Below are 25182 nucleotides of genomic sequence, written 5' to 3' on the forward strand. Positions count from 1 at the left end.
CTTTGAGGGTCGGTTGCTAGCCTCCGGTCTCCGCTTTTATCGACGGCGACCGCGATCGGTGTGCCCCCCCCTCCCGCCGCGGGTGGCGGGAGGGAAAAACGTCAGCTTTTGGCTTTCGATACCCCAACCATTGCCGGGCGGATAAGCCGGCCATTGAGGGTGTAGCCTTTTTGCATCACCATCATCACCTGGTTAGGCTCATGCTCGTCAGACTCCAGCATCGTCATCGCCTGATGCACTTCGGGATTAAACGGTACGTGCGTGTCTCCCACCACATCCAGGCCGAATTTGCGTACCGCGTCCAGCAAAGATTTGAGCGTCAGCTCGATTCCCTCAATCGTGGACGCCAGCTCGGCGTTGGCTTTATCCGACATATCCAGCGCGCGCTCTAAATTATCGATAACCGGTAATAATTCACCGGCGAAACGTTCCAGCGCAAATTTATGTGCCTTCTCGACATCCTGTTTACTGCGGCGACGCACGTTTTCCATTTCCGCCTTGGCGCGCAGCACACTATCGCGCTCACGCTGTTGCGCCTGGCTCAACGCCGCTTCCAATTCAGCAATACGCTCATCTCGCGGATCCACAACGTCAACCGTCTCAGGCGCCGCTTCCGCTTGCTGCCCTTGTTCCATTTTACTCTCTTGTGAGACTTGCTCGTCAGGGGTGTTCTGTTCTTTACTACTCATCATGAGTTTTCTCCGCGGTTCAGCATTATTCTCGCTCGTCCGGTTATTATGGGGATGAATAGCGGGGATTCAAGGGATGACGCATAATGAAGCTTGCAAAAATACGCCGGGATCAGCAATCAAATGACTAGCACTTTTCAGACTATCGGCATCGTCGGCCATCCGCGTCACCCCAATGCGCTGGCCACGCATGAAACGCTGTACCACTGGCTGAACGAAAAAGGGTACCACGTTATCATGGAACATCAGATCGCCCGCGATCTGGCGTTGCACGAAGCCATTACCGGCAGTTTGGCCGATATCGGTCAGCAGGCCGATCTGGCGATCGTGGTCGGCGGCGATGGCAACATGCTGGGCGCGGCGCGCATTTTGGCGCGCCACGATATTAAAGTCATCGGTATCAACCGTGGCAACCTCGGCTTTTTGACCGACCTCGATCCCGACTCGGCGCTGGCGCAATTATCCGACGTGCTGGCGGGTCACTTTCGCAGTGAAAAACGCTTTTTGCTGGAAGCCCAGGTTTGCCGGGGCGATGTGTGCGGCCGATTAAGCAGCGCCATTAACGAGGTGGTGCTGCATCCCGGCAAGGTGGCGCACATGATCGAGTTCGAGGTCTATATTAATGATACCTTTGCTTTTTCCCAACGTTCCGACGGCCTTATCATCGCCACGCCAACCGGCTCCACGGCGTATTCCCTTTCCGCCGGCGGTCCGATACTTACCCCGCTGGTGGATGCTATTGCATTGGTGCCGATGTTTCCCCATACCCTCTCCTCGCGCCCGCTTGTGATTAACGGCGGCAGCACCATAGGGCTGAAATTTTCCCAACTGACGCCGGACCTGGAAATCAGCTGCGACAGTCAGATAGCGCTGCCGATCCAGGATGGCGAGGAGATTTTTATTCGCCGCAGCGACTATTATCTCAATTTAATCCATCCCAATGATTACAGCTATTTCAATACGTTAAGTAGCAAATTAGGCTGGTCGAAAAAATTATTCTAAATTTTGGCCGCCGCCGATTTACTGTATAAAAAACCAGTTTATAGCGTGATTAACCACAGCGGTGTATTTATATACAAAAAGGCAACTATGCTGTCTCAATTGACTATTGCCAATTTCGCCATTGTGCGCGCGTTAACGATTGATTTTCAGTCGGGGATGAGCGTGATTACCGGTGAGACCGGCGCGGGGAAACCCATTGCGATCGATGCGCTCGGTTTGTGTCTCGGCAGCCGTTCAGAGGCCAGCATGGTACGGCCCGACGCCGCCAGGGCGAATATTTGCGCGCGTTTTTTGCTCAACGATACCCCCCCTTGGCAGCCCGCGGGCTGTTCGATAACGTGCTCGATAACGGCAATGAATGCCTGATGCGCCGCGTGGTAAGCCAGGACGGCCGCTCACGCGGCTTTATCAATGGTACGCCGGTGCCGCTGTCACAGCTGCGCGAGCTGGGTCAGTTCCTGATTCAGATTCACGGTCAGCACGCCCACCAGCTGATGCTGCGTCCCGATCACCAAAAGCGACTGCTGGGACGCCTACGCCTGTGAGAAAGACCTCCAGCAGGCCATGGCGGCCGCCTACCACCAGTGGCACCAAAGCTGCCTGGATCTTGCCAGGGCGCGCCAGCAGGCAGCCGAACGCGACGCCAGGCGCGAGCTGCTGCAGTATCAATTGAAAGAGTTGAACGAATTCGCGCCGGTTTCTGACGAATCCGAGCAGATTGATCAAGAGTACAAGCGGCTGGCAAACAGCGGGCAGCTGATTACCGCCCCACAGCAAACGCTGGAGCTTTTGAGCGAAAGTAACGAGGCTAACCTGCTCAGCCAGCTTCACGCCGCCCGTCAGGTGATGAGCGAGCTGGTTACGCTGGATGCATCACTCGCCGACGTAATGACGCTGCTGGAGGATGCCGCTATCCAGATTACTGAAGCGAGCAATGAGCTGCGTCATTACGGCGATCGTATCGATCTTGATCCCGGTCCCCTGCATGAGCTGGAGCAACGCCTGTCGCGCCAAATCAGTCTGGCCCGTAAGCATCATGTGAAACCGGAAGCCCTGGCGCAGCACCATCAGCAGCTCCTGCGGGAACAGGAGGCGATGGCGCAGCACGACGCCTGCGCCGGCGCGCCGGCCGAGGCGGTCGAGCGGCACCACCAGCAAGCGATGGATCTCGCCCGCCAGCTCCATCAGCGCCGTGCTGAGCACGCCGGCAGCCTGGCCCGGCCATATCACCCACAGCATGCATGCACGAGCTATCCCTGCCGCACGGTAAGCTGGCCATTGAAGTGCATTTCCAGCCCGAACAGCTTAACGCCGACGGCGCCGATCGCGTGGAGTTCATGGTGACCACCAACCCCGGCCAGCCGCTGCAGCCGCTGGCTGGCAAAAGTGGCCACCGGCGGCGAGCTATCCCGCATTGCGCTGGCGATACAGGTCATTACCGCCTGCAAAATAGACACGCCGGCGCTAATCTTTGACGAAGTCGACGTAGGCATCAGCGGGCCGACGGCCGCTATCGTGGGCAAAATGCTGCGTCAGTTGGGCGAATCCCCCCAGGTGATGTGCGTGACGCATTTGCCGCAGGTTGCTGGATTCGGGCATCATCACTTTTTCGTCAGTAAAAATACCGATGGCAGCGCCACTGAGACGCAAATGCTAGCGCTGGATAAAAAAGCCCGGCTGCAGCAGCTGGCGCGCCTGTTGGGCGGCAGCGAAGTCACAAAAAATATGCTGGCAAACGCCAGGGAGCTGCTTGCCGCTTAGAAAAGCTCAACTTTTTTCTCATCCTGCGGTCATAGATGGGCCTTGCAGAGGTTCCCAACGCCGGCAAGGTCTATTATCATCGGCACCCTATGCCCAAAAGGAATGTGATTATTATGAGCTGTAAGACGTTGACTGCTGCTGTCGTTATGCTGATGTTTACCGCCGGTTGCTCTGTGTTCGAGAGAGTGGCTTATCGTCCTGACATCAATCAGGGCAATTATCTGAGCGCAGCTGACGTCGCAAAAATCCACACCAGCATGACCAAGCAGCAGGTAGCCTATACCCTTGGTACTTCAATGATGAAGGATCCGTTCGGTTCGAACACCTGGTATTACATTTTCCGCCGCGAGCCGGCCCATGACGCGGTCTCGCAGCAAACGCTGACGCTGACCTTTAACAGCAGCGACATCCTGACGCATATTGACAACAAACCGACGCTCAAAGGCCCCAGCACCAGTCAATAAGCGGCGTTAGCCGATACTTTGGCCGGCGTGAAGGTTGACCTGTGCAAGGCCTGGAATCGTCTGCTGTCGTGCAGACAGGGAATGGCGGGTGTGCCGGGTTATTTTCGCGTGCGATCCGCGCGCTGACGGCGCAGTTCCTTGGGATCGATAAGCAACGGCCGGTAGATCTCCACCCGGTCGCCGTCACTGAGTATATCCTCCAATTTGGCGGGCCGGCTGAAGATGCCCACTTTATTCACGCTGAGATCGATATCCTGCCGTAGCGCCAGAAGACCCGATGCGCGAATCGCCTGCTCCAGGGTACTCCCCTCCTCCAGCACCAGCTGGCGCAGATACTGGCGCTCCGGCAGGGCGTAAACGACCTCGACCCGGATGTCAGGCATGGTAAACCTCTTTGGCCCGGCGGGTGAACGCCATGACCATGCTGTTCGCCATCTCTTTGAAAATACGCCCAAACGCCAGTTCAATCAGCTTGTTCTTGAATTCAAAATCGAGATGGAATTCAACCTTGCTGGCCTCTTCGCTAAGGGGGATGAAACTCCAGTCGCCGGCAAAGAAGCTGAAAGGCCCTTCCACCAAAAGCATCACAATACTCTGATTTTCAGTAATAACATTGCGGGTGGTGAAGGATTTGCTGATGCCCGCTTTAGAGACATTCATCTCTGCGGTCAGTTCGCTGTTGTTCTGCTCAAGCACCAGGCAGGCGGTACAGCCTGGAATGAATTTCGAATAGGCGCTGATATCATTAACCAAGGCGAACATTTGCTTTGCGCTATAAGGAACCAGCGCGGAGCGCGTAATATGAGGCATAATCTTTCCTGTCTTTATCGATTCACCCTAATATTATCATTTATCTCCAACGAGACAAAAAGACCGTTACGTGCGCTATGTCACGTCTGTGATCAAAAGCCCGTACACCTTAAAGGAAAGCTTTTCTTCCCCGAGGTTAACTGTATAATATTGCGCACTATGACAAAAAAAAAGCACACAAGCCCGGTTCAGCTACCATTGCGCAAAACAAACGCGCCCGACACAAATTCTTTATAGAACAGGAGCTCGAGGCGGGACTCTCGCTGCAGGGATGGGAAGTGAAATCACTACGCGCCGGCAAAGCGAACATCAGCGATAGCTATGTGCTGCTCGAGGATGGCGAGGCCTATCTTTTTGGCGCCACCTTCCAACCGCTGACAATGGCTTCTTCGCATGTGGTCTGTGACCCGATGCGAACCCGCAAGCTATTGCTCAATAAGCGTGAACTGGATCCACTGTTTGGCCGCGTTAACCGTGAAGGCTACACCGTTGTGGCGCTCTCGCTGTATTGGAAATACGCGTGGGTGAAAGTGAAAATCGGCGTGGCCAAAGGTAAAAAAGAGTACGATAAACGGACAGATATCAAGGAACGCGAATGGCAACTCGACAAAGCGCGCATCATGAAGCACGCCGGCCGATAGCGTTGCCTTGCCACTGTAAGTTTGCTATGATGAAATTAACAACTTGGGGCTGATCCTGAACTCGACGGGATTTGCGAAACCTAAAGTGCATGCCGAGGTGGGGTTGGCCTCGTAAAAAAACCTCAAAAAAAATAATTGCAAACGACTCGCAATTCGAATCTAACGCTGCTTTAGCAGCTTAATCAGCTTAATAACCTGAAGATTCCCTCTCTCCCTAGCCTCCGCTCTTAGGACGGGGATCAAGAGAGGTCAAACCAAAAAGAGATCGCGTAAGTGTCCTGCCTGGGGCAGAAGCGTTAAAACTAATCAGGCTAGTTTGCTAGTGGCGTGTCCGTCCGCAGCTGACAGGTGAATGTAAAGACTGGACTAAGCATGTAGTGCCGAAGGCGTAGAAATTCCGGACGCGGGTTTAAATCCCGCCAGCTCCACCAAATTTGATAGGGCAGTGACAAAACTGTAGCTCTAAAATTAGTAAGTTACTGACCACGCAAGCACACTGGCTAGATGTAGATTAGGCAATAAAGTGCACTCAATCTGCATGTGCATTTAGCTTTCTCTTCCTCTGACGCCCCAAGTGAGTTATTTAAAGTATTTTTATACATAATAATTTGAAACAAAATACACTTTATTATCGCCCCTTCAAATGCACGGGTTGCCATCAAACTTTTTCGGCTACGCATCGCTAATGATAAATGTCGCCACACCGAAAATCGCGGCGTGATCTCCCAGCTGTTCTCTTTCTAATGACTCCGTATCGATCAGATCGTCTAGCCTGTCAAGATGCTGAAGTGCTGGCCGCTCCCGTAGCGGCAACCAGCGCATCACATAGCGTCCATTCAGCGCAGCTGATTGAATAGTTTTAAACCTTTCCGCAATTATTTTTAGCCTGATAATCTGATAATAACAACCTGCATGATTGGGAAAATGTATTCTTTACTGTCGTAAAAAATATGTGAATTTTACTCTTGGCTGTTTAAACTTAACGGAGTAGCCAAAAGGAGATGACCTTATGAACAATAAAACACCGCAATCTCAAGACTTAACTTTTAATTCCTTAGATAATATCCCACCTCTATCATTACTTGAGCACTCAGTCTTGCCATTTGGCATCAAAGATACGAAATCTAGATTTGTTTACATGAATGATTCCTCTAGAGATTTCTTCAATGTGCCAAATGATTTCGATATTGAGGGAAGATTTGATGGTGAATTTCCATGTTCATGGTCCAAACTTGAACCTGAGTTACAAACCCACGATAGGAAGGCTGAACAAAACAGAGGTGTTACGGATGTAATACAAACATCAAATTATGGTATACAGTCAATATTAGCTCAATTTTTATGCTACAAGCACCTAATATTAAACAATGATAACGAAGCTTGTAGTGGCACACTGAATTTGGCCACCTGAACAGAGGTGATATGCTCACCTCAGAACAACACGAGTGCACCAATGAAAAGAAGAAATTTTAGTCCTGAATTCAAACGCGAATCCGTTCAACTGGTTGTCGATTAAAATTACACCACCGCGCCAGCAGCAAAAGCCATGGACGTTGGCCTTTCTACGATGACGAAATGGGTAAAACAACTGCGTGATGAGCGACAGGGGAAAACGCCAAAAGCCTCTCCCATAACCCCGGAACAAATCGAAATACGTGAGCTCAAGAAAAAGGTACAACGCATTGAAATGGAAAACGAAATATTAAAAAAGGCTACAGCGCTCTTGATGTCAGACTCCCTGAACAATTCTCGTTAATCGGGAAACTCAGAGCGCGTTATCCTGTGGCCACACTCTGCCACGTGTTCAGGGTTCATCGCAGCAGTTACAAATACTGGAAAAGTCGTCCTGACAGGCCAGACGGCAGGCGAACAGTATTGCGCAGTCAGGTTTATGAACTGCACAGTATCAGCCATGGTGCCGCTGGCGCGAGAAGTATCGCCACCATGGCAACCCAGAGAGGCTTCCGGATGGGGCGCTGGCTTGCAGGCAGGCGCATGAAAGAGCTGGGGCTAGTCAGTTGTCAGCTAGCGGCTCACAAATACAAACGCGGCAGCAATGAACACGTTGAAATACCGAACCATCTCAACCGCCAGTTCGCTGTAACGGAGCCAAACTAGGTATGGTGCGGCGATGTGACGTATATCTGGACCGGGAAACGCTGGGCATACCTTGCGGTTGTTCTTGATCTGTTCGCGAGGAAACCGGTGGGCTAGGCTATGTCGTTCTCCCCGAACAGCAGACTGACCATCAAAGCACTGGAAATGGCATGGGAAACGCGTGGTAAACCAAGCCGGAGTGATGTTCCACAGCGATCAGGGTAGCCACTATACGAGCAGGCAGTTCCGACAGTTGCTGTGGCGTTACCGGATCAAACAAAGCATGAGTCGGCGTGGTAACTGTTGGGATAACAGTCCGATGGAGCGCTTCTTCAGAAGTCTGAAAAACGAGTGGATACCGGTAACGAACTACATAAGCTTCAGCGGAGCAGCTCATGAAATTACCGACTATATCGTGGGATATTACAGCGCACTCAGGCTGCATGAATATAACGGTGGGTTGCCACCAAACGAATCAGAAAATAGATACTGGAAAAACGCTAACGCAATGGCCAGTTTTAGTTGACCACTACACCAATCATCGAGAGCAAACATTACCTATTACCGGACGTTGCTATTATTGCGAAGCCCCTGCCGAGGGTAATTTCTGCTGCAAAGAATACCGGGAAGATTGGGAGAAACGAAAATATTTTGATGGCCAACGGAGGATTGAATGATGCAACTTAACAAGCCTCGTATAACGACCTTCAACCATCCAAATTTCGGTGAAATGATCGCCGTCACCAACGGCAGCAATAACATTAATGATTCGCATTATTTAATGCGCATCGACACTTATCCGTACGACGACCACGATACAATGCTATATAAATCAACCATTGTTATATCTAATGGAGGAGAATAAACGACTCAAGAAGCAGGTAAGGAAATTAACGATAGAAAGCTATTGAAATATGGGGGGTCGAGCAGCCATCAAACCCGCGTCCTTACGGTTTAACAACTCGTACGCTCTTTCATACCGAGTTACCGATTCTAAAGTCACACCGGCAGATTAAAGTACTAATTACTTTGACTTGTGTCAAGCTTACCCCGGCAGATCATTCATTAACTACAGAATGATTGCCATACCCTATACAGGACAGTGTTACATTTTGAGGATGGCAGCAATGATACTGACGGCGGCAGCGACCATGAGCCCGAGCCTGATGGTCATCTGCATGCCAAGCTTTTCAAATTTATCGTTAATTTTATCAAATCCCGCAGCCATATCCTTACGGACATCGGCTATCTCTGCTGACAGGTCCTTACGGACATCGGCTATTTGCGCGTCGGTCTTCTCGAAGCGGTGAGCCATATCTTTGCGAACTTCAGCTATTTGGCCATCAGTCTTCTCAAAGCGAGCTTCCATATTCTTGCGCACGTCCTCAAGGTCACGCTTCACATTGACAATATCAGCCTTGGTAGCCACATCCGCCACCTCATGAGACTTGCGTACGACGAGCGAAATGGCCTTGGCTTGCTCACTGGTAAGCCCGGCTGTCTGAAGCTCTTCTGACGCCAGCAATGTATCAAATGCGACTTGACCCATGGGGAAATCCTCCTGTTTAGGCCAAGTGTAGCGTATCCACCACATCAACGGAAGGAGTATTGATGGAGGGCTGCCAGCCCGCAACAAGCAAATTAATAATGCATTATCACTAGTGATGCCTGAAGGGGTTCCGAGTCTTGTAGTGTGCCACTACATTTAGCGTGCTGTATAGCATTTGTACGCTGGAGCAGACGCTGGAAAACGCCGGCGAAAATGTGCGTATGACGGCGCGCAATATTGCGGCGACGGTGAAGCTCGGACAGACGCTACGCTAACGGCAACGCCCGCCCTGCACCCGCGCGTCGCCTTAGCCATGGGCGTCCGCTCGTCGTTCGTCCAAACGCGGCAGGTTTGCACGCTAATCCCACGTTGGCCGGAATGGCGAGCGGGCGCGCAGCCCGCTAGGCGCTCAGGCAGGCGCGAGCGGCGATGCGGACATTCTCAATCTCATCAAGCATTTCCAGCCACTCCGGCTCCAATGCCGCGACCTTGACGCCGCCGCGCAGCTGTTTGCTCAATATTGGCGCATAAACGCCGCAGCCGCGGCACGCCGCTATAGCTGCAACTGCCATGCAGTTTATGGATCAGGTTGCTGATATGCTCGTCGTGCGCGCCACTCGCCACCGCTTCTACACGCTGTTTAATCTCGGGCAGAAATTCGAGCAGCATACCCAGCATCCTCCCATGCCAGATTCGGCTTATTCCCCGCCTGGCGCAGCGCCAGCTGCCAATCAAGCAAGACATCTTCATTGCCGGAAGGCAGCAACCGCTGGCGTTTATCGCTAATGATATGGGCGGTAACCGCCACAATCGGCGTATGGGCATGCAGCGGCAACTGGCGAATCAGCTCCGCTGTGCGCAGACCGTCAATTTCTGACATCTGGATATCCATCAAGATAATATCCAGCGGTTTTTACGGGCGTAGGCGATAGCCTCGGCGGCGCTGTTACACAAGGGGGTCTGCTCCACTTGCTCTTGCAGCAACGCGTCGATAAGCTTGAGATTCGCGAGATTATCATCCACCGCCATTACGGTCAGCGGCAGGCAGGGCGTGCCGGCCTCGGCCTCGGGCTCGCTGCTTGGCCGCGGCGAGAGGGGCGATTGCAACAGGGAAAGCAGGCGCTGGCCGGATACCGGTTTGGTCAGACAGGCGTCCGCGTCCATTTGTTTCAGCAGCTCTGCCTCAACTATCCAGGCTGCCCGGCAGCGCCAGGATAATACAACGGGCATGGCCGCTGGCCTGCAACAGCTTATAGCGCATTTCCGGCAGCGATAGTGTCGCGGTAACCGGTTTACCGAGAAGCAGAATATCCACCTGCGCATCTCCCAGCGCGTCCAGGTCCGGATAATAACTGACCTCAAGGGGTGTGCCCGCCAGCAGTTCGAGGGTGGCCTGCGCCGAGGTGGCTATTGGCCTCGATAAGCGCGAGACGCTTATACATCAGGGCGTCGTAGCGGTGCGGATCAACCCAGGCGCGACAGTTGATCTGCAATTGAATATGGAACCAAAAGGTGGATCCCCGTCCGGCGCGGCTGCGGAACGTGATCTCCCCGCCCATTTTGCGCACCAGTTTTTGCGTAATCACCAGCCCCAAACCGGTACCGCCGTGCCGACGGGTAATACTGGCATCGGCCTGACGGAAAGCCTGGAACAGCTGCGATTGTTGGCGCTCGGGAATACCGATGCTAGTATCGCGGATTTGTACGTTGATTTCCACGCGCTCCCGCTCGTGGCCCTGGCGGCTGACGCGAATGATGATATGCCCCTGCTCGGTAAATTTAATAGCGTTGCCGATAAGGTTGGCTGTTGCAGCCGCGGCGGATCGCCGATGACATATTCCGGCACCTCGCGCTGCACCTGTAAAATCAGCTCCAGCCCCTTTTCATGGGCGGTATGGGCCAGCAGGATCACCACCTCATCGAGAATGGCGCGTAGCGCGAAGGGGATCGTTTCCAGCATCAGTTTGCCGGCTTCCAGTTTGGAAAAATCCAGTACATCGTTAATGATGCTGAGCAAGTGATTACCCGAGCGCTCGATGGTTTACAGATAATCGCGCTGGTTAGGGGAGAGCGGTGTTTTCAACGTCTGACGAGTGAAGCCGATGACGCCATTCAGCGGCGTACGCAGCTCGTGAAACATATTCGCCAGGAACTCCGATTTAATGTGCACCGCCTCTTGAGCGCGTTTTTTCGCCAGATCCAGTTCGACGTTCTGGACTTCCATTTGCTCCAGGGTTTCGCGCAAATCCGACGTGGCCTGATCGATATTCTGCTGCAACTCTTCGTGGTAGGCGCTAAGGGACATCGCCATGGCGTTAATGCCGTTTTTCAGCATGTCCAGCTCGCCGAGCATGTAGCCTTCCACTCGGCTGTCCAATTGGCCGCTGCGGATACGGTCAACGGTGTTGACCATGTTGCGAATAGGGCCGGTGACATCGCGCATCAGACGGTAGGCGAACAACTTGGCACAGCAAAGACACAGGAGGAGCAACAGCGTGGAAACAAACGCCTCTCTATATTGTTGCAGCCGTACCGCGTCCATATCCAGTTCGATGGCGATATAACTAAGCAGTTTTATGGCGCCGCTGGCCGCGCCATAAGCGTGCTCGCCGTCCGGCAGACTGTCCTCGCGCACGATGGGGGTACGCATGATGCGCGATGAGCCGGTGCGTATCAGGGTCAATCCTTCGGGCATCGGCGCGCCGTCCGGCAACTTCAGCCGCTCCATATTTTGTTGATAATTGGAGGTAACGAACAGCGTATTGTTCGCATCAAACAACGAGATGGACCGCACAATATCAGAGTGGTGGCGATGCAGCAGATTGACCAGATGGCGCACCGATTCGCGATTGTGAAACGTCATGCCGTATTCGCTGGACAGCGCCGGCGGCTCGATAATGCTGGCGCCGTCGTCGACCAACTGGTGTTGCAGTTCGTTGTAGCGGTGGACGACAAAAAACGCACTGAGCAGTAAGCCAATGAAAAGCGTCGGAGCCAGAATCAGTATCATCATCCGCGTGCGCACGCTGTATCTGGTTATAACGGTCCAATATGGGAGAATAATTTTGCAAAGGCGTTTCCGGCAATCTATGGCGCAATTCTACTCTGCAAACCGCCGCGTAGCGACCCGTGAGAGGGTCACAGTCTCTTGTGACCAACTGGATACGTTCGGCCAGGGGTTGGCGCGCCGCCGGGGCAAGGTGATGTTTATCCCCGAACTGTTTTGCCAGGCGAGCAGGCCGAAGTGCGTCTGACCGAGGATAAGCGCCAGTACAGCCGCGGCGAAGTTATCCGCCGTCTGAACGACGTCCCTGAGCAGGTCACGCCCCGCTGTCCGCATGTATGGCGTGTGCGGCGGCTGTCCAGCAGCAGCATATCAGCCAGTCGCTGCAGCAGCGCACCAAGGCCGCGGCGCTGGCGCAGCTTTTTGCGCGCGAACAGCCCGGCGCGGTGCCAGATGTGGCGCAAATCGGTTCCAGCGTTTATGGTTACCGGCGGCGCACGCGCCTGGAGCTGGTCTATCTCCCGAAAGGCCATCATCTGAGCATGGGTTATCGACAGGCAAAGTCGAGTGAATTAGTAGATATTCACGGCCTGCCCGATTTTGCGGCCGGAGCTTGAGCAACTCATCGCGCCCTTGCGCGCCTGTCTGGAAGGGGTGAGGGCCGGGGCGCATCTGGAGCATATTGAACTGGCGGCGGCTGATAATGGTCCGCTGGTGGTGCTGCGCCACCTGCAGCCACTGGGGGAAGAGGACCGCCGCCGGCTGCTGGACTTTGCCGCGGCGCAGCAGGTCAGCGTCTGGCTGGCGCCCGATAGCGAGACGCTGGACTGTTTGCGCGGCGAGACGCCTTTCTACCGGATAACGGCATTGACGTTGCGTTTCAGCCCGAGCGACTTCATTTAGGTCAATGACGAAGTCAACCGGCAAATGGTGGCCCAGGTGCTGGACTGGCTGACGCCGACCCCCGGCGATCGGGTACTGGATCTGTTCTGCGGCATGGGCAACTGCACTCTGCCGCTGGCACGTTCAAGTGGGCAGGTCACCGGCGTGGAAGGAGTTGCGGCGTTAGTTAGTAGCTAATGGGCAATATAATGCGCAGAGTAATTCACTAAGTAACGTGACTTTTTTTCACGAAAATCTTGAGCAGGATGTGATGCGGCAGCCGTGGGCCGCCTGCGGGTTTGATAAGATATTGCTCGATCCGGTCAGAGCGGGTGCGGCCAGCGTGTGCCCCTGTTGGCGGCGTGGGCGCCGCCGCACACTGTCTATGTTTCTTGCAATCCGGCGACGCTTGCGCGGGATAGAAAAATTCTATTGGCGGCAGGCTACACCCTGGCACGCCTGGCGATGCTGAATATGTTTCCGCATAGCGGGCATCTTGAATCGATGGCGTTATTTATCAAGCGTTCCGGCATCTCTGCAAGATAGAGAGTGGGTATGGTTGCGGTAAGAAGTGCACATTTAATCCGGCGGGCAAATTTACCGTGGACGACTGGGTGGCCAGTCTGGGCCTCGCCAAGCCGCAATCAAGTGAACGGCTGGCCGACATTTGGCGCTACTGCGAGCAGCGGTGCAAGGACCATCCAAACGCTTCCCTGCTGTTGTGGCGCGGCATCGAAATGGTAGAAATCTTGTCCATGCTGAGCATGGACAACGACAGCCTGTGCGCGGCGCTTTTGTTCCCGCTGGCCGATGCCCGCGTGGTGGAAGAAACGGTGCTGGAGGCGGAATTCGGCAAGAGCATTGTCGAACTGGTGCACGGCGTGCGCGATATGGACGCCATCCGCCAGTTGAAGGCAACCCATAACGATTCGATTGCGCCGGAGCAGGTGGATAACGTGCGCCGCATGCTACTGGCGATCGTCGAGGATTTCCGCTGCGTGGTCATCAAGCGCGCCGAACGTATCGCCCATCTGCGCGAACTGAAAGATGCGCCGGAAGACGAACGGGTGCTGGCGGCGAAAGAGAGTAGCAATATCTATGTGCCGCTCGCCAATCGTCTCGGCATCGGTCAGCTGAAATGGGAGCTGGAGGATTTCTGTTTCCGTTATTTGCATCCCGATGAATACAAGCGTATCGCCAAGCTGCTGCATGAGCGGCGTATCGCCCGGGAACAGTATATTGAGGATTTTGTCGCCTCCCTGCGCAAGGCCATGCAGGAAGAAGGACTGAAGGCCGATATTTACGGCCGGCCGAAGCACATCTACAGCATCTGGCGCAAAATGCAGAAAAAGACGCTGGAATTCGACGAACTGTTCGATGTGCGCGCGGTGCGGGTCGTGGTCGAGCGGGCGCAGGACTGCTATGCCGCGCTCGGCATTGTACATACGCACTTTCGCCACTTGCCGGACGAGTTCGACGATTACGTCGCCAACCCGAAACCCAACGGCTACCAGTCAATCCATACCGTAGTGCTGGGCCCGCGCGGCAAAACGCTAGAAATCCAGATTCGTACGCGCCAGATGCATGAAGATGCCGAGCTGGGCGTGGCCGCGCACTGGAAGTATAAAGAGGGCGGCACTGTCCTTACCCGCGGTCGCTCCAGCTACGAACAGCGTATCGCCTGGCTGCGCCAGCTGCTGGCCTGGCAGGAAGAGATGGCGGACTCCGGCGAAATGCTCGACGAAGTGCGCAGTCAAGTGTTCAACGATCGCGTGTATGTGTTTACGCCGAAAGGGGACGTGGTGGATCTGCTGGCCGGATCCACGCCGCTGGATTTCGCCTACCATATCCACAGCGACGTCGGCCACCGCTGTATCGGCGCTAAAATCAGCGGCCGCATCGTGCCATTTACCTATCAGTTGCGCATGGGCGATCAGGTCGAAATCATCACTCAGAAACACTTGAACCCAAGCCGCGACTGGCTGAATCCCAATTTGGGTTACCTCACCACCAGCCGCGGGCGATCTAAGATCCATAACTGGTTCCGCAAGCAGGACCGGGATAAGAACATTGCCGCCGGACGTCAACTGCTGGAAGACGAACTGGAACACCTAAGCATCAGCGTGCGCGAGGCGGAAAAAATGCTGCTGCCGCGTTGCAACATCAATACGCTCGATGAACTGCTGGCAAGCATCGGCGGCGGCGACGTGCGCATCAATCAGACGGTCAACTATCTGCAGAGCAAGCTGAACAAGCCCAGCGCCGAAGAGAAAGACAAGGCAGACGGCGCTGCGCCAGCTGACGTAGAAAACCCCGTTGGTGCCGCGCAACCGCGACAACGGGCGGGTGGTCGTGGAGGGCGTAGGCAACCTGATGCCCCCCATATTGCCCGCTGCTGCCAGCCGATCCCGGGGAACGATATCAACGGTTTTATCGGCCAGGGGCGCGGCATCTCCATCCATCGCGCCGATTGCGAACAGCTGGCGGACCTGCAGACCAACGCGCCGGCGCGCATCGTTGACGCGGTGTGGGGCGAGAGCTATTCCAGCGGCTATTCGCTGGTGGTGAGAGTGACCGCCAACGATCGCAGCAGCTTGCTGCGCGATATCACCACCATTCTGGCCAACGAGAAGGGTAACGTGCTGGGCGTGGCCAGCCGCAGCGATGTGAAAAAACAGCTAGCCAGTATCGATATAAATATCGAAATCTATAACCAGCAGGTGCTGGGACGGGTATTGTCGAAACTTAACCAACTGCCAGACGTCATCGACGCGCGCCGGCTGCACGGAAATTGACGCGTCAAAGGGCGTTTTATGTCTGAACCACATGCCGCCACGGCGCTGCATCGGCTGTTGGCCATTATGACCCGTTTGCGCGATCCGCAAACGGGTTGTCCCTGGGACAAAAGCCAAACCCTGGATTCCATTGCACCCTGCACCCTGGAAGAAACCTATGAGGTGCTCGATGCCATCACGCGCCGCGACTATGGTGACCGGCGCGCCGAGCTAGGCGACCTGCTGTTTCAGGTGGTGTTTTATGCCGAGCTGGTGCGTGAGGAAGGGCGATTTGATTTTGCCGCGGTCTGCGATGGCATCAGCGACAAGCTTGAGCGCCGACATCCGCACCTGTTCAGCGATGCTCGGCGATGCGCCGCTCGCGCCGACCGACCATCGCGAGCAGTGGTAATAGCTGAAAGCGCAGGAGCGGGCGGAAAAGTCCCGCCTGTCGCCGCTGGATGATATTCCCGCCGCGCTGCCTGCGCTGATGAAAGCGCAAAAAATCCAGCAGCGCTGCGCGGCGGTGGGCTTCGACTGGTCGACATTGGCGCCGGTGTTAACGAAAGTGCACGAAGAGATCGACGAAGTGATGCATGAGGCGCGGCAGCCGGAGGTCGATCCGGACAAGCTGGCGGGGGCGGTGGGGGAGCTGCCGTTCGCGACAGTAAATTTGTCGCGCCACCTGGGCCAGACGGCGGAAATCGCTTTGCAGCAGGCCAACCGCAAATTCGAGCGCCGCTTCCGCCAGGTGGAGGCGATTATCGGCGCGCAGGGACTTGACCTGAGGCAGGCCAGCCTGCAGCAAATGGAGGACGCCTGGCAACAGGTAAAGCGCCGGGCGTACAGGCGAGACCGCGGCAGCCGAGATGCTTAGGCATCAGGTAAGGCGTTTACGCCAAGGGCGCAAGGGTCGCCACTAAAAGTGAATTTAATTCTATATTATAAATTATTAACTATATTTTAACCTTGTTGCCTCGCACCCGGCGATACGGAAGGCCAACAGGCGTGCGTTGTGAACCAAAACGAATATTTGTGGCGCAATGCGGCTTCAGGTATACTGCCCTCCCGTCTTGGTTATTCCGTCTTTACACCTAATTTCTCAGGTTCAGCATGACAACAAACTATATTTTTGTAACCGGCGGGGTCGTCTCCTCCTTGGGTAAAGGCATTGCCGCAGCCTCCCTGGCGGCTACTCTCGAAGCCCGGGGCCTTAACGTTACCATCATGAAGCTGGACCCCTATATCAATGTGGATCCGGGTACCATGAGCCCTATCCAGCACGGCGAGGTTTTTGTGACCGAAGACGGCGCCGAAACAGATCTGGACTTGGGGCATTATGAGCGCTTCATTCGTACCAAAATGTCGCGCCGCAATAACTTCACCACCGGCCGCATTTACTCCGAAGTGTTGCGCAAAGAGCGCCGCGGCGACTATCTGGGCGCCACCATTCAGGTCATTCCTCATATCACCAACGCCATCAAGGAACGCATTATTGAAGGCGGCGAGGGTCATGATGTGGTGCTGGTGGAAATCGGCGGTACCGTCGGGGATATCGAATCGCTGCCGTTTTTGGAAGCCATCCGCCAGATGGCGGTGGAAGTCGGGCGCGAGCATACCCTCTACATGCATTTAACCCTGGTGCCATACATGGCGGCGTCCGGGGAGGTGAAAACCAAACCGACCCAGCATTCGGTGAAAGAGCTGCTCTCCATTGGTATTCAGCCCGACGTGCTGATTTGCCGCTCCGATCGGTCGGTCCCCAATAACGAGCGGGCGAAAATTGCTTTATTCTGCAACGTGCCGGAAAAGGCGGTGATTTCGCTTAAAGACGTTGATTCGATTTATAAAATTCCGGCGCTATTAAAATCACAGGGGCTGGACGATTATATTTGTAAACTATTCAGCTTGAACTGTCCCGAAGCGGATCTGTCTGAGTGGGAGCAGGTGATTTATCAGCAAGCGAATTCGGTCGGCGAAGTGACTATCGGCATGGTCGGCAAATACATCGCCTTACCGGACGCCTACAAGTCGGTAATCGAGGCCCTGAAACACGCCGGCCTGAAAAATCGTCTGACGGTGAATATCCGTCTGATCGATTCCCAGGATGTCGAAACCCGCGGCGTCGAAATACTGAAAGATTTGGACGCTATCCTGATCCCCGGCGGCTTCGGCTATCGCGGCGTGGAGGGTAAAATCCTCACCGCGCAGTACGCGCGTGAGCAGAAGATCCCCTATTTGGGTATTTGTCTGGGGATGCAGGTTGCGTTAATCGAATTCGCCCGCCACGTGGCGGGGATGCAGGATGCCAACTCCACCGAATTTATGCCAGACTGTAAATATCCGGTGGTGGCGCTTATCACAGAATGGCGCGATGAAGACAACAATGTGGAAATGAGCAGCGAGCAGAGCGATCTGGGCGGCACCATGCGCCTCGGCAGCCAGCCCTGTTATTTGGCGGACGATAGCCAGGCGCGGTCGCTGTACGGCGAGGCCACCATTTTGGAACGCCACCGTCATCGCTATGAAGTCAACAACATGCTGTTGAAACACCTCGAGTCCGCCGGCTTGCGCGTTGCCGGCTGGTCGGGAGATAATAAGCTGGTAGAAATCATCGAATACCCGGATCATCCGTGGTTTGTCGCCAGCCAGTTCCACCCGGAGTTCACCTCGACGCCGCGCGATGGTCATCCGTTATTCGCGGGCTTCGTTAAAGCCGCGGGCGACTATCAAAAACGGGCGCAGAAATAAAAACAGGGGGCTGCCTGAGCGCGAGCGGCGCCGGTAGCCCGTCAAGAATTGTGTTTTAACTTGTACTGAGGAAATACGAATGTCCAAAATTGTAAAAGTCATTGGCCGTGAAATCATCGACTCCCGCGGGAATCCGACCGTAGAAGCAGAAGTACATCTGGAGGGTGGTTTCGTTGGTCTGGCTGCCGCGCCGTCGGGCGCCTCAACCGGCTCGCGCGAAGCGCTGGAGCTGCGCGACGGCGACAAATCCCGTTTCCTGGGCAAGGGCGTCACCAAAGCGGTTGGCGCGGTGAACGATCCCATCGCTCAGGCCCTGACCGGTAAAGACGCCAAAGATCAGGCCGCGCTGGATAAAACCATGATCGACCTGGGCGGCACCGAAAACAAATCCAAATTTGGCGCCAACGCCATTCTGGCCGTGTCCCTGGCCGCCGCCAAAGCGGCCGCTGCCTCCAAAGGCATGCCGCTGTATGAGCATATTGCCGAGCTGAACGGTACCGCGGGTAAATTCTCCATGCCGCTGCCGATGATGAACATCATCAACGGCGGTGAACACGCCGACAACAACGTCGACATTCAGGAATTCATGATCCAGCCGGTTGGCGCGAAAAGCGTCAAAGAAGCGGTCCGTATTGGTTCCGAAGTGTTCCATAACCTGGCGAAAGTGCTGAAAAGCAAAGGCATGAGCACCGCCGTGGGCGACGAGGGCGGCTATGCACCGAACCTGGAATCCAATGCCGCGGCGCTGGCCGCTATCAAGGAAGCGGTCGAGAAAGCCGGTTATGTGCTGGGTAAAGACATCACCCTGGCCATGGACTGCGCGGCCTCTGAATTCTTTGAAGAAGCCACCGGTAACTACAACCTGAAAGGCGAAGGCAAGACCTTTACCTCCCAGGAATTCACCCATTACCTGGAAGATCTGACCAAACAGTATCCGATCGTGTCCATTGAAGATGGCCTGAACGAATCTGACTGGGACGGTTTCGCTTACCAGACTAAAGTACTGGGCGACAAAATCCAGTTGGTGGGCGACGATCTGTTCGTCACCAATACCAAGATCCTAAAAGAAGGTATCGAGAAAGGCATTGCCAACTCCATCCTCATCAAATTTAATTAGATCGGTTCGTTGACCGAAACGTTGGCGGCCATCAAGATGGCTAAAGATGCGGGCTATACCACTATCATTTCCCACCGCTCCGGCGAAACCGAAGACGCTACCATCGCCGACCTGGCGGTAGGCACCGCGGCAGGCCAGATCAAGACCGGTTCCATGAACCGTTCCGATCGCTTGGCGAAATACAACCAGCTGATTCGTATCGAAGAAGCGCTGGGCGACCGCGCACCATTTAACGGTCTGCGTGAAGTGAAAAACCAGGCGTAACGCCGGCACTCAGTCCTGCTCCGCGGCCCTTGGGGCCCTGAGCAGCGTCTGAAAGCAGTCAGGCCCGCTTCGGCGGGCTTTTTTTTATTCATCGCTGCGGCCCGTGCCGAAAGCGGCTGACGATTTCCGGCGGGTAGACAATACTCGGTCTTACCCGCAGCCGTCATTAATGAGAAAGCTATACAGTACCCGCTTAATGAAATTTTCAGACACTCCAAGGCGAAGGCTATTTTACCGGCGTACCGGCGATATTTATCCGCCTGCAAGGTTGCCCGGTGGGCTGTAGTTGGTGCAATACCAAACACACCTAACAACAAGACGAGGCCGACAGGGTGGTGGCGGGGGAAATCCAGTTAAAAACCGCTGACAGCAGCCGCTGGGCCAGCCTGACGGCGGAAGAGATCATCGCGCTGATGCTAGAGCAGGGCTGGACCGCCCGCCACGTGGTGATAACCGGCGGCGAGCCGTGCCTGCATGATTTGATGCCGCTGACCCACACGCTGGAGCAGCAGGGGTTTAGCTGCCAGATTGAAACTAACGAAACCCAGGAGATACATTGCACGCCGCAAACTTGGGTGACGGTATCGCCGAAGATCAACATGCGGGGGGGCTGCCGGTGCTGGGCCGCAGCGATGAAATCAAGCATCCGGTGGCGCGACAGCGTGATATTGACGAGCTGGACGCACTATTGGCGACCCTGCACGATACCAAGCAGCGGGTAATCGCGCTGCAGCTTATCAGTCAGAAAGAGGCGGCCACCCGCTTGTGTATCGAAACCTGTATCGCCCGCAATTGGCGCTTGTCGATGCAAACTCACAAATATCTCAACATCGCCTGATAGCTGCCCGCCACGTCATTAACCCGGTCAGACGCTTAAGATGCAGCAGCGTGCGCGTCGTTTGAAATAATCTGGCCCCTATACCGTCCCACCATCTTTGCTTCGCAGCAATGCCCGCGAACGCCCTGCGTGATAAATGTGGCGGGTGACTGGCGTAGCGCACGCTATTGGCCGCGGTAAACGCAACCCGCGGTACGGGTTTCTTTCAGGGTAACGGCGCTCAGCAGTGGCAACTGCGGTTTGAGTTGTTGCCAAATCCATTGCGCCAGCACTTCGCTGGTGGGATTTTCCAGGCCGGGGATTTCGTTAAGATAATAGTGGTCCAATCGATCCAGGATCGGGTGGAAGGCGGCTTTCAACTCGGCGAAATCCATGATCCAGCCGGTATGGGGATCCACTTCGCCGGTCACTTCCAGGCGCACCAGGAAAGAGTGGCCATGCAGCCGCCACATTTGTGCCCCGCGGGGACATGGGGCAAACGGTGGGCAGATTTAAAGGTAAAATCTTTATATAACGTGGTAATCACTGTTGCTTCTCTTCAACTACATTAACTGCATGATAACGGTTAGCGCGCTATGATGCTATGTCTGGCGCCGCCGGCAACCCCGGGTACGCAAAATGCGGTTAACCCGGTGGCCAGCGCACCGCGCCGGCGCTCTTCCCAGAGTCAAGTGTATGCGCATTCCGCGGACCTGTTCTACCGATAATTCCGGTAAATTTACCCTTATTTATACCTTATGATGTTTAGTTATTTATTATTTACATCGCATTCTTTATTGTGAACCGGCGAGTGGTTAACCTTACAAACTCTAATGATCTTTATAACCCGGCCCGGCGTGCCGGCACAAGGAACTGCCTACCCCCATAACGAAACAGGTCCCCCCTACAACAGTGCTGCCGCTAAGCGCGGAGCAGCCGGATCGCTTACAGACAGCGACCGGTGATTTATCTTTCCTGCAGCTGGCCTGGATTTCGGGTTATTTCTGGGGGCGGGTAGCGGAGCAACTGCGCGATGATCTTATCGCCGCCCGGCTTGATGTGGTGCTGATTAACGCGGGTGACTACAAATTCAAGCAGATCGCGCAGGAGAAATTGCTGCTGATAGTGACCTCCACCCAAGGAGGGGCCGATCCGTCGGAAGAGGCGGTCGCATTCATTATATAAGTATTTATTTTCCAAGAAAGCGCCTGCACTACCGTCGACGCAATTCGCGGTCTTCGGCCTCGGCGACAGCTCCTATGAGCATTTTGCCAAAACCGGCAAAGATTTCGACAGGCGGCTCGCGGAGCTGGGGGCGCAGCGCCTGCATGACCGCGTGGATGCCGATGTGGATCATCAGGCGCAGGACGAGACCTGGCGTGCCGCCATCGTGGAACAGCTGAAGTCCCGGGTTGCTGTTGCCAGCCCGGCGCAGCAGCAGCTGGCGGCCAGCGGTAACGTTAACGAAGTGGATTCCAGTCCTTACACCAAAGAGGCGGCGGTCACCGCGCATTTGGCGGTAAGCCAGAAGATCACCAGCCGTCAGTCGCTCAAAGATGTGCGCCATTTGGAGATCGATCTAACCGAATCTGGCCTGCGTTATCAGCCTGGTGATGCGCTGGGGGTGTGGTATGAAAACAATCCGGCGCTTATCGGTGAACTGCTGGCGCTTTTGTGGCTCAAGAGCGATGAGCCGATCCCGGTGGCCGGGCAGACGCTGCCGCCGAGGCGTTGCAAAAGCATTACGAGTTGACGCAAAACACCCCGGCCATTGTGGAAGGCTATGCCGTTTTCGCCCGGGACGAGGCGTTGTTGGCCGTGGTGGCGGTGGTGGCCGAGCATGGCGGTATAGACCTTGAGCAGGCGGACGAATTTTTAAGTGAGCTGCGCATTGAGCGCCGTTATCAGCGGGATGTCTATTGATGAGCGAACAACAACCGAAAGCCAAATTTTCCGACAATGAGCGGTTAAAAGGCGAAGGCCATTTTCTGCGCGGCCCCACCGCGCAAGATTTACAGGGCGGGCTGACCGGCGGCTTCAATGGCGATAATTTTCAGCTGATTCGCTTTCACGGCATGTACCAGCAAGACGATCGCGATCTGCGCGCCGAGCACGCCGAGGAGAAGCTGGAGCCATTAATTAACATGATGCTGCGCCGCCGCCTGCTGGGGGGGGGGGGATTCCCAACATCCGCTCCCAGTCGACCAGCAGCCCGACTGCCAGAAAGGGCGTGATACCGTCAGACACTTCGCCGGCGCGGATTTCCAGCTGTGCCAGGCTTTTCCCCTCGGCCTGCAGTTCGACACCGAGTCGCTTACCGGGTCAGCGCATAGCTTTTCGGTGGCAGCAGGGCACTGAGCAGCTGCGCGTAATCGCGGCTGTTCATGGCATTTTCTCCACTGTGATGGTGCCTGCGTGTATTCACTGCACGGTCTGCTTGTTCACCACCGGCACTACATTGGCGCTGGGGGCAAGCAACTGGTAGTCCACCACGCCGACCACATCGGATATCAGCGCCCCCAGCTGGGTTCTGACCGCCACCTCACCGGGGGTCACAGGCGGTTAACATAGTCACTGAGCGCGGTCGTAATCTGTTTGCGCGCGGCCTCCAGCGTCAGATTGCTCAGGCTAACCTGGGCCGTGATACCGGCTTTCACCACCTCGGGGCCAGTACCAGACAGTTTTTCGCGGTGATCGGGCGCATCTCGTCAAGGTAGCGCTGCACCGCCTTAAGCGTCTCCGGCGACGGCAGGTCGTTATGGGTGACTATCACCACATCCACCGTACCGTAGCCCCGGCGCAGCGGGTAGCCATGGGCTTCGGTGACGCCGGGCAGAGACACCGCCCAGCGATGGTAATCGTATTGATTGCCGCCCGCCGGCGGACGGCGTATCACTTCCAGCAGGCGTGCCAGCAGGGCGGCGTCGGATTCGGCCTCGCTGCTGCCGACCATGCGGGTGATAGTGGCGTTGCTGTCAACATTATTGGCTGGGGCCATCAGCAGCGTCCCTGGCGTATTGTCCGCCAGATTGCCCTGGGTACCGTTTTGCGGCGAGCGGACGGGCAAGGTCAGGCTGCCCGTTGCGTCTATCGTGCCCGGCGCGGTGGTCTGGTAGCGCTGACGGCTGCCGGTGGGACGCAATTGCAGTAGGCCGGTAATGTTTGCGCCGGGGTTGCCGGTCAGGCGTACTTCGCCGCCGGCCGGGGTAGCTGCTTTCGACGTCAGGTTGCGCGTGCGGCCGTGCATTACCAGATAGTCATGGTCGGCGGTGTCCAGGAGCATTTGCCGCACTATCCACAGCTGGTGCTGGGTATAGCCCCTGCAGCGCGCTGGCAATGGTGTTCGCGCGTGCCGCGTAATCACCTGTCGGGACCGGTATCGGCGTCCGGCAACTGGTTGCGGATATCGCGCAAGAGCGTGTCGGCAATCTCGGTATGGGTGGGGGTGCTGTGTGCCATGGGGATATTCCGTTTAAATGACCTTTACCGGGTGAGTAAAGGTTTGCAAATTGCCGTTGGCGGCCACGACGTCGATATGCAGCCGCAGGTCACCTTGTGCCGGATGGCTGACTCGGATGTCAATGCGGCGAGCGCGGTTATCGGCCAGCAGTGGTTGCAATGCCTGTCCGGCATATTGCTGCTGGGCCAGTCGCCGGTGGTAGCCAAGTCTTTGGCCCGCGCCAGTTCGTGCACACGTGAACCCCAGCTGCGGGTCAGCCAAATATTGCCCGCGCGGCGTCTCATCAAGCGTAGTAGCCCGCGTTATGCAAGTCAGTGGTGCGAGTGCTGGTGTAATCACCGGTCTGGCTGTCAATCAGTGCGTCCATGGCGTCAGGGTAAAATAAGCGACGGGGCGGTAGGAGTGACGTGGGCGCAGAGGGTAACTGGTACGGTGGTGTGCGTCGCGAGCCGCGACGCTATCTTATCCGTTAACCGGTTTGTTGGACAGCCCAAAAGGTGTCGGAGTGCCTGTGTTCACTTTGCCGGATGTCGTTAATTTCCACCTCGGCGCTGCGCAGGGTGCCGCCCTGGTGCTCAATATCCCCCGCAAAGCGCCCCACCGCACCGCCGTCGTTAATCGTCATACCGCCGTGGCCGCTGATAGGCCCCTCGGCGGTCAGTGCCTGTGAGGTTGACAGCATCGGCGTCTCGAAGCCGGCGCGCTCTTCGGCCTGAACCTAATAGCGTTTGCATTTAACCCGATACTCGTCGCATTCCACCTCGATAATTCTTTTGCGCCGGATAACGATTTTGGCGCCTTCGTCACTGTAGAGTGCCACCTCGCCGTTTGCCAGCCCTTGCAGCCGGTAGATGCTGTGTTCGGTGGCAATCACGATACTATGGCGGGTACGGCCGCCCAGGGCACGGCGAATACGCTGGTCGATGTGTGCTATCAGGTCAGCCATCTATCTGCTCCCAGCTTTGCCATAACGTTTTTGCACCTTTTTGGCCCTTGACCTTGCTCACCCGTTTGCTTCCGGGCGCGAAAATGCACCTCCTCATCGCTGTCGGTATCACCCACCACCGCCACCAGGGGTCGGTAGAGCGGAACGGTCTTAT

General features: G+C 55.6%; 15 protein-coding genes, 1 other RNA gene and 11 pseudogenes. 16 read left to right on the plus strand and 11 right to left on the minus strand.

The features are described 5' to 3' along the window. Nucleotides 1–101: 101 nt before the first annotated feature. A complete protein-coding gene (gene grpE / locus ACTBDU_RS03530; RefSeq protein ID WP_438805584.1) occupies nucleotides 102–689 on the minus strand; it encodes a nucleotide exchange factor GrpE in 588 nt (195 codons plus the stop codon). Nucleotides 690–812: 123 nt separating this feature from the next. Here grpE and nadK point away from each other — a divergent pair, with 123 nt between their 5' ends. The 3 genes and pseudogenes from nadK (at nucleotide 813) to bamE (ending at nucleotide 3916) form a co-directional block, all read left to right on the plus strand. Further along, nucleotides 813–1691, plus strand: coding sequence for an NAD(+) kinase (gene nadK / locus ACTBDU_RS03535; RefSeq protein ID WP_438805585.1), 879 nt, complete (start codon nucleotides 813–815; stop codon nucleotides 1689–1691). Nucleotides 1692–1778: 87 nt separating this feature from the next. Further along, nucleotides 1779–3452, plus strand: a pseudogene (gene recN / locus ACTBDU_RS03540) (DNA repair protein RecN). A gap of 113 nt (nucleotides 3453–3565) precedes the next feature. Beyond that, nucleotides 3566–3916 carry an outer membrane protein assembly factor BamE gene (gene bamE / locus ACTBDU_RS03545; protein ID WP_438805586.1) on the plus strand — a complete coding sequence of 117 codons (351 nt, stop codon included), beginning with the start codon at nucleotides 3566–3568 and terminating at the stop codon, nucleotides 3914–3916. Between the two features lie 98 nt (nucleotides 3917–4014). Here the strand turns inward: bamE and ACTBDU_RS03550 are convergent, their stop codons facing one another. Together ACTBDU_RS03550 and ACTBDU_RS03555 are read right to left on the minus strand one after the other, a co-directional pair. Beyond that, complete coding sequence (locus ACTBDU_RS03550) at nucleotides 4015–4299, minus strand: RnfH family protein (protein ID WP_438805587.1); 285 nt, start codon at nucleotides 4297–4299, stop codon at nucleotides 4015–4017. Beyond that, a complete protein-coding gene (locus tag ACTBDU_RS03555; protein ID WP_438805588.1) occupies nucleotides 4292–4726 on the minus strand; it encodes an SRPBCC family protein in 435 nt (144 codons plus the stop codon). Before ACTBDU_RS03555 ends, ACTBDU_RS03550 begins: the two co-directional genes overlap by 8 nt. 149 nt (nucleotides 4727–4875) lie before the next feature. On the opposite strand from ACTBDU_RS03555, the gene smpB reads away from it, so the two are divergent. From smpB to ACTBDU_RS03575, 4 genes and pseudogenes are all read left to right on the plus strand, one after another. Continuing rightward, on the plus strand, nucleotides 4876–5367 hold the full coding sequence (smpB, locus tag ACTBDU_RS03560; RefSeq protein ID WP_438805597.1) for an SsrA-binding protein SmpB: 492 nt from the start codon (nucleotides 4876–4878) through the stop codon (nucleotides 5365–5367). Between the two features lie 45 nt (nucleotides 5368–5412). Then, nucleotides 5413–5798: a transfer-messenger RNA gene (gene ssrA / locus ACTBDU_RS03565) on the plus strand. Nucleotides 5799–6376: 578 nt separating this feature from the next. After that, a complete protein-coding gene (locus tag ACTBDU_RS03570; protein WP_438805589.1) occupies nucleotides 6377–6778 on the plus strand; it encodes a hypothetical protein in 402 nt (133 codons plus the stop codon). Between the two features lie 42 nt (nucleotides 6779–6820). Beyond that, a pseudogene (locus tag ACTBDU_RS03575) lies at nucleotides 6821–7990 on the plus strand (IS3 family transposase). Between the two features lie 579 nt (nucleotides 7991–8569). Here the strand turns inward: ACTBDU_RS03575 and ACTBDU_RS03580 are convergent. After that, nucleotides 8570–9013, minus strand: coding sequence for a DUF1640 domain-containing protein (locus ACTBDU_RS03580; RefSeq protein WP_438805590.1), 444 nt, complete (start codon nucleotides 9011–9013; stop codon nucleotides 8570–8572). Nucleotides 9014–9168: 155 nt separating this feature from the next. Here ACTBDU_RS03580 and ACTBDU_RS03585 point away from each other — a divergent pair. Beyond that, a pseudogene (locus tag ACTBDU_RS03585) lies at nucleotides 9169–9288 on the plus strand (glycerate kinase); the annotation flags it as partial. A 126-nt stretch (nucleotides 9289–9414) separates the two neighbouring features. On the opposite strand, the pseudogene barA reads toward ACTBDU_RS03585, so the two are convergent. Continuing rightward, a pseudogene (barA, locus tag ACTBDU_RS03590) lies at nucleotides 9415–12053 on the minus strand (two-component sensor histidine kinase BarA). Between the two features lie 49 nt (nucleotides 12054–12102). On the opposite strand from barA, the pseudogene rlmD reads away from it, so the two are divergent. The 6 genes and pseudogenes from rlmD (at nucleotide 12103) to queE (ending at nucleotide 20643) form a co-directional block, all read left to right on the plus strand. Continuing rightward, nucleotides 12103–13445: pseudogene (gene rlmD, locus ACTBDU_RS03595) on the plus strand (23S rRNA (uracil(1939)-C(5))-methyltransferase RlmD). 56 nt (nucleotides 13446–13501) lie between these two features. After that, the gene (gene relA, locus ACTBDU_RS03600; RefSeq protein WP_438805591.1) at nucleotides 13502–15694 is read left to right on the plus strand and encodes a GTP diphosphokinase; all 2193 of its coding nucleotides are present in this window, start codon (nucleotides 13502–13504) and stop codon (nucleotides 15692–15694) included. Nucleotides 15695–15712: 18 nt separating this feature from the next. Next, nucleotides 15713–16550, plus strand: a pseudogene (gene mazG, locus ACTBDU_RS03605) (nucleoside triphosphate pyrophosphohydrolase). Nucleotides 16551–16786: 236 nt separating this feature from the next. Beyond that, nucleotides 16787–18424 (plus strand): glutamine hydrolyzing CTP synthase, encoded by a 1638-nt coding sequence (pyrG, locus tag ACTBDU_RS03610; RefSeq protein ID WP_438805592.1) that lies wholly within the window; start codon nucleotides 16787–16789, stop codon nucleotides 18422–18424. 79 nt (nucleotides 18425–18503) lie between these two features. Then, nucleotides 18504–19805 (plus strand): annotated as a pseudogene (gene eno / locus ACTBDU_RS03615) (phosphopyruvate hydratase). Between the two features lie 180 nt (nucleotides 19806–19985). Beyond that, nucleotides 19986–20643: pseudogene (gene queE, locus ACTBDU_RS03620) on the plus strand (7-carboxy-7-deazaguanine synthase QueE). Between the two features lie 164 nt (nucleotides 20644–20807). On the opposite strand, the pseudogene queD reads toward queE, so the two are convergent. Continuing rightward, nucleotides 20808–21169 (minus strand): annotated as a pseudogene (gene queD, locus ACTBDU_RS03625) (6-carboxytetrahydropterin synthase QueD). A gap of 338 nt (nucleotides 21170–21507) precedes the next feature. Between queD and ACTBDU_RS03630 the strand changes: the two are divergent. Both ACTBDU_RS03630 and ACTBDU_RS03635 read left to right on the plus strand, forming a co-directional pair. Continuing rightward, a pseudogene (locus tag ACTBDU_RS03630) lies at nucleotides 21508–22446 on the plus strand (flavodoxin domain-containing protein); the annotation flags it as partial. Nucleotides 22447–22544: 98 nt separating this feature from the next. Next, nucleotides 22545–22796: pseudogene (locus ACTBDU_RS03635) on the plus strand (sulfite reductase subunit beta); the annotation flags it as partial. A gap of 479 nt (nucleotides 22797–23275) precedes the next feature. Here ACTBDU_RS03635 and ACTBDU_RS03640 read toward each other — a convergent pair. The 5 genes from ACTBDU_RS03640 to ACTBDU_RS03660 all read right to left on the minus strand — a co-directional run. Continuing rightward, on the minus strand, nucleotides 23276–23905 hold the full coding sequence (locus ACTBDU_RS03640; protein WP_438805593.1) for a baseplate J/gp47 family protein: 630 nt from the start codon (nucleotides 23903–23905) through the stop codon (nucleotides 23276–23278). A gap of 189 nt (nucleotides 23906–24094) precedes the next feature. After that, nucleotides 24095–24241, minus strand: a complete 147-nt coding sequence (locus ACTBDU_RS03645) for a hypothetical protein (protein ID WP_438805520.1) — start codon at nucleotides 24239–24241, stop codon at nucleotides 24095–24097. Nucleotides 24242–24551: 310 nt separating this feature from the next. Next, nucleotides 24552–24764 carry a hypothetical protein gene (locus tag ACTBDU_RS03650; RefSeq protein WP_438805521.1) on the minus strand — a complete coding sequence of 71 codons (213 nt, stop codon included), beginning with the start codon at nucleotides 24762–24764 and terminating at the stop codon, nucleotides 24552–24554. Between the two features lie 36 nt (nucleotides 24765–24800). Continuing rightward, a complete protein-coding gene (locus ACTBDU_RS03655) occupies nucleotides 24801–25028 on the minus strand; it encodes a hypothetical protein (RefSeq protein WP_438805594.1) in 228 nt (75 codons plus the stop codon). Further along, a partial coding sequence (locus tag ACTBDU_RS03660) for a hypothetical protein (RefSeq protein ID WP_438805598.1) occupies nucleotides 25016–25182 on the minus strand: 167 nt, incomplete at its 5' end. The genes ACTBDU_RS03660 and ACTBDU_RS03655, both read right to left, overlap by 13 nt.

Origin of the sequence: Sodalis sp. (in: enterobacteria), from assembly GCF_051710625.1 — a bacterium.
In the GTDB taxonomy this organism is placed as follows: Bacteria; Pseudomonadota; Gammaproteobacteria; order Enterobacterales; family Enterobacteriaceae; genus JBPESN01.

Excerpts from the sequence above, each read along its gene's own strand:
- bamE (WP_438805586.1), top strand. The coding sequence starts at position 3,566 with ATGAGCTGTAAGACGTTGACTGCTGCTGTCGTTATGCTGATGTTTACC.
- pyrG (WP_438805592.1), top strand. The coding sequence starts at position 16,787 with ATGACAACAAACTATATTTTTGTAACCGGCGGGGTCGTCTCCTCCTTG.
- ACTBDU_RS03580 (WP_438805590.1), bottom strand. The coding sequence starts at position 9,013 with ATGGGTCAAGTCGCATTTGATACATTGCTGGCGTCAGAAGAGCTTCAG.
- ACTBDU_RS03655 (WP_438805594.1), bottom strand. The coding sequence starts at position 25,028 with ATGGCTGACCTGATAGCACACATCGACCAGCGTATTCGCCGTGCCCTG.
- ACTBDU_RS03570 (WP_438805589.1), top strand. The coding sequence starts at position 6,377 with ATGAACAATAAAACACCGCAATCTCAAGACTTAACTTTTAATTCCTTA.
- nadK (WP_438805585.1), top strand. The coding sequence starts at position 813 with ATGACTAGCACTTTTCAGACTATCGGCATCGTCGGCCATCCGCGTCAC.
- ACTBDU_RS03550 (WP_438805587.1), bottom strand. The coding sequence starts at position 4,299 with ATGCCTGACATCCGGGTCGAGGTCGTTTACGCCCTGCCGGAGCGCCAG.
- ACTBDU_RS03555 (WP_438805588.1), bottom strand. The coding sequence starts at position 4,726 with ATGCCTCATATTACGCGCTCCGCGCTGGTTCCTTATAGCGCAAAGCAA.
- grpE (WP_438805584.1), bottom strand. The coding sequence starts at position 689 with ATGAGTAGTAAAGAACAGAACACCCCTGACGAGCAAGTCTCACAAGAG.
- ACTBDU_RS03640 (WP_438805593.1), bottom strand. The coding sequence starts at position 23,905 with ATGCTCCTGGACACCGCCGACCATGACTATCTGGTAATGCACGGCCGC.
- ACTBDU_RS03650 (WP_438805521.1), bottom strand. The coding sequence starts at position 24,764 with ATGCTGTCAACCTCACAGGCACTGACCGCCGAGGGGCCTATCAGCGGC.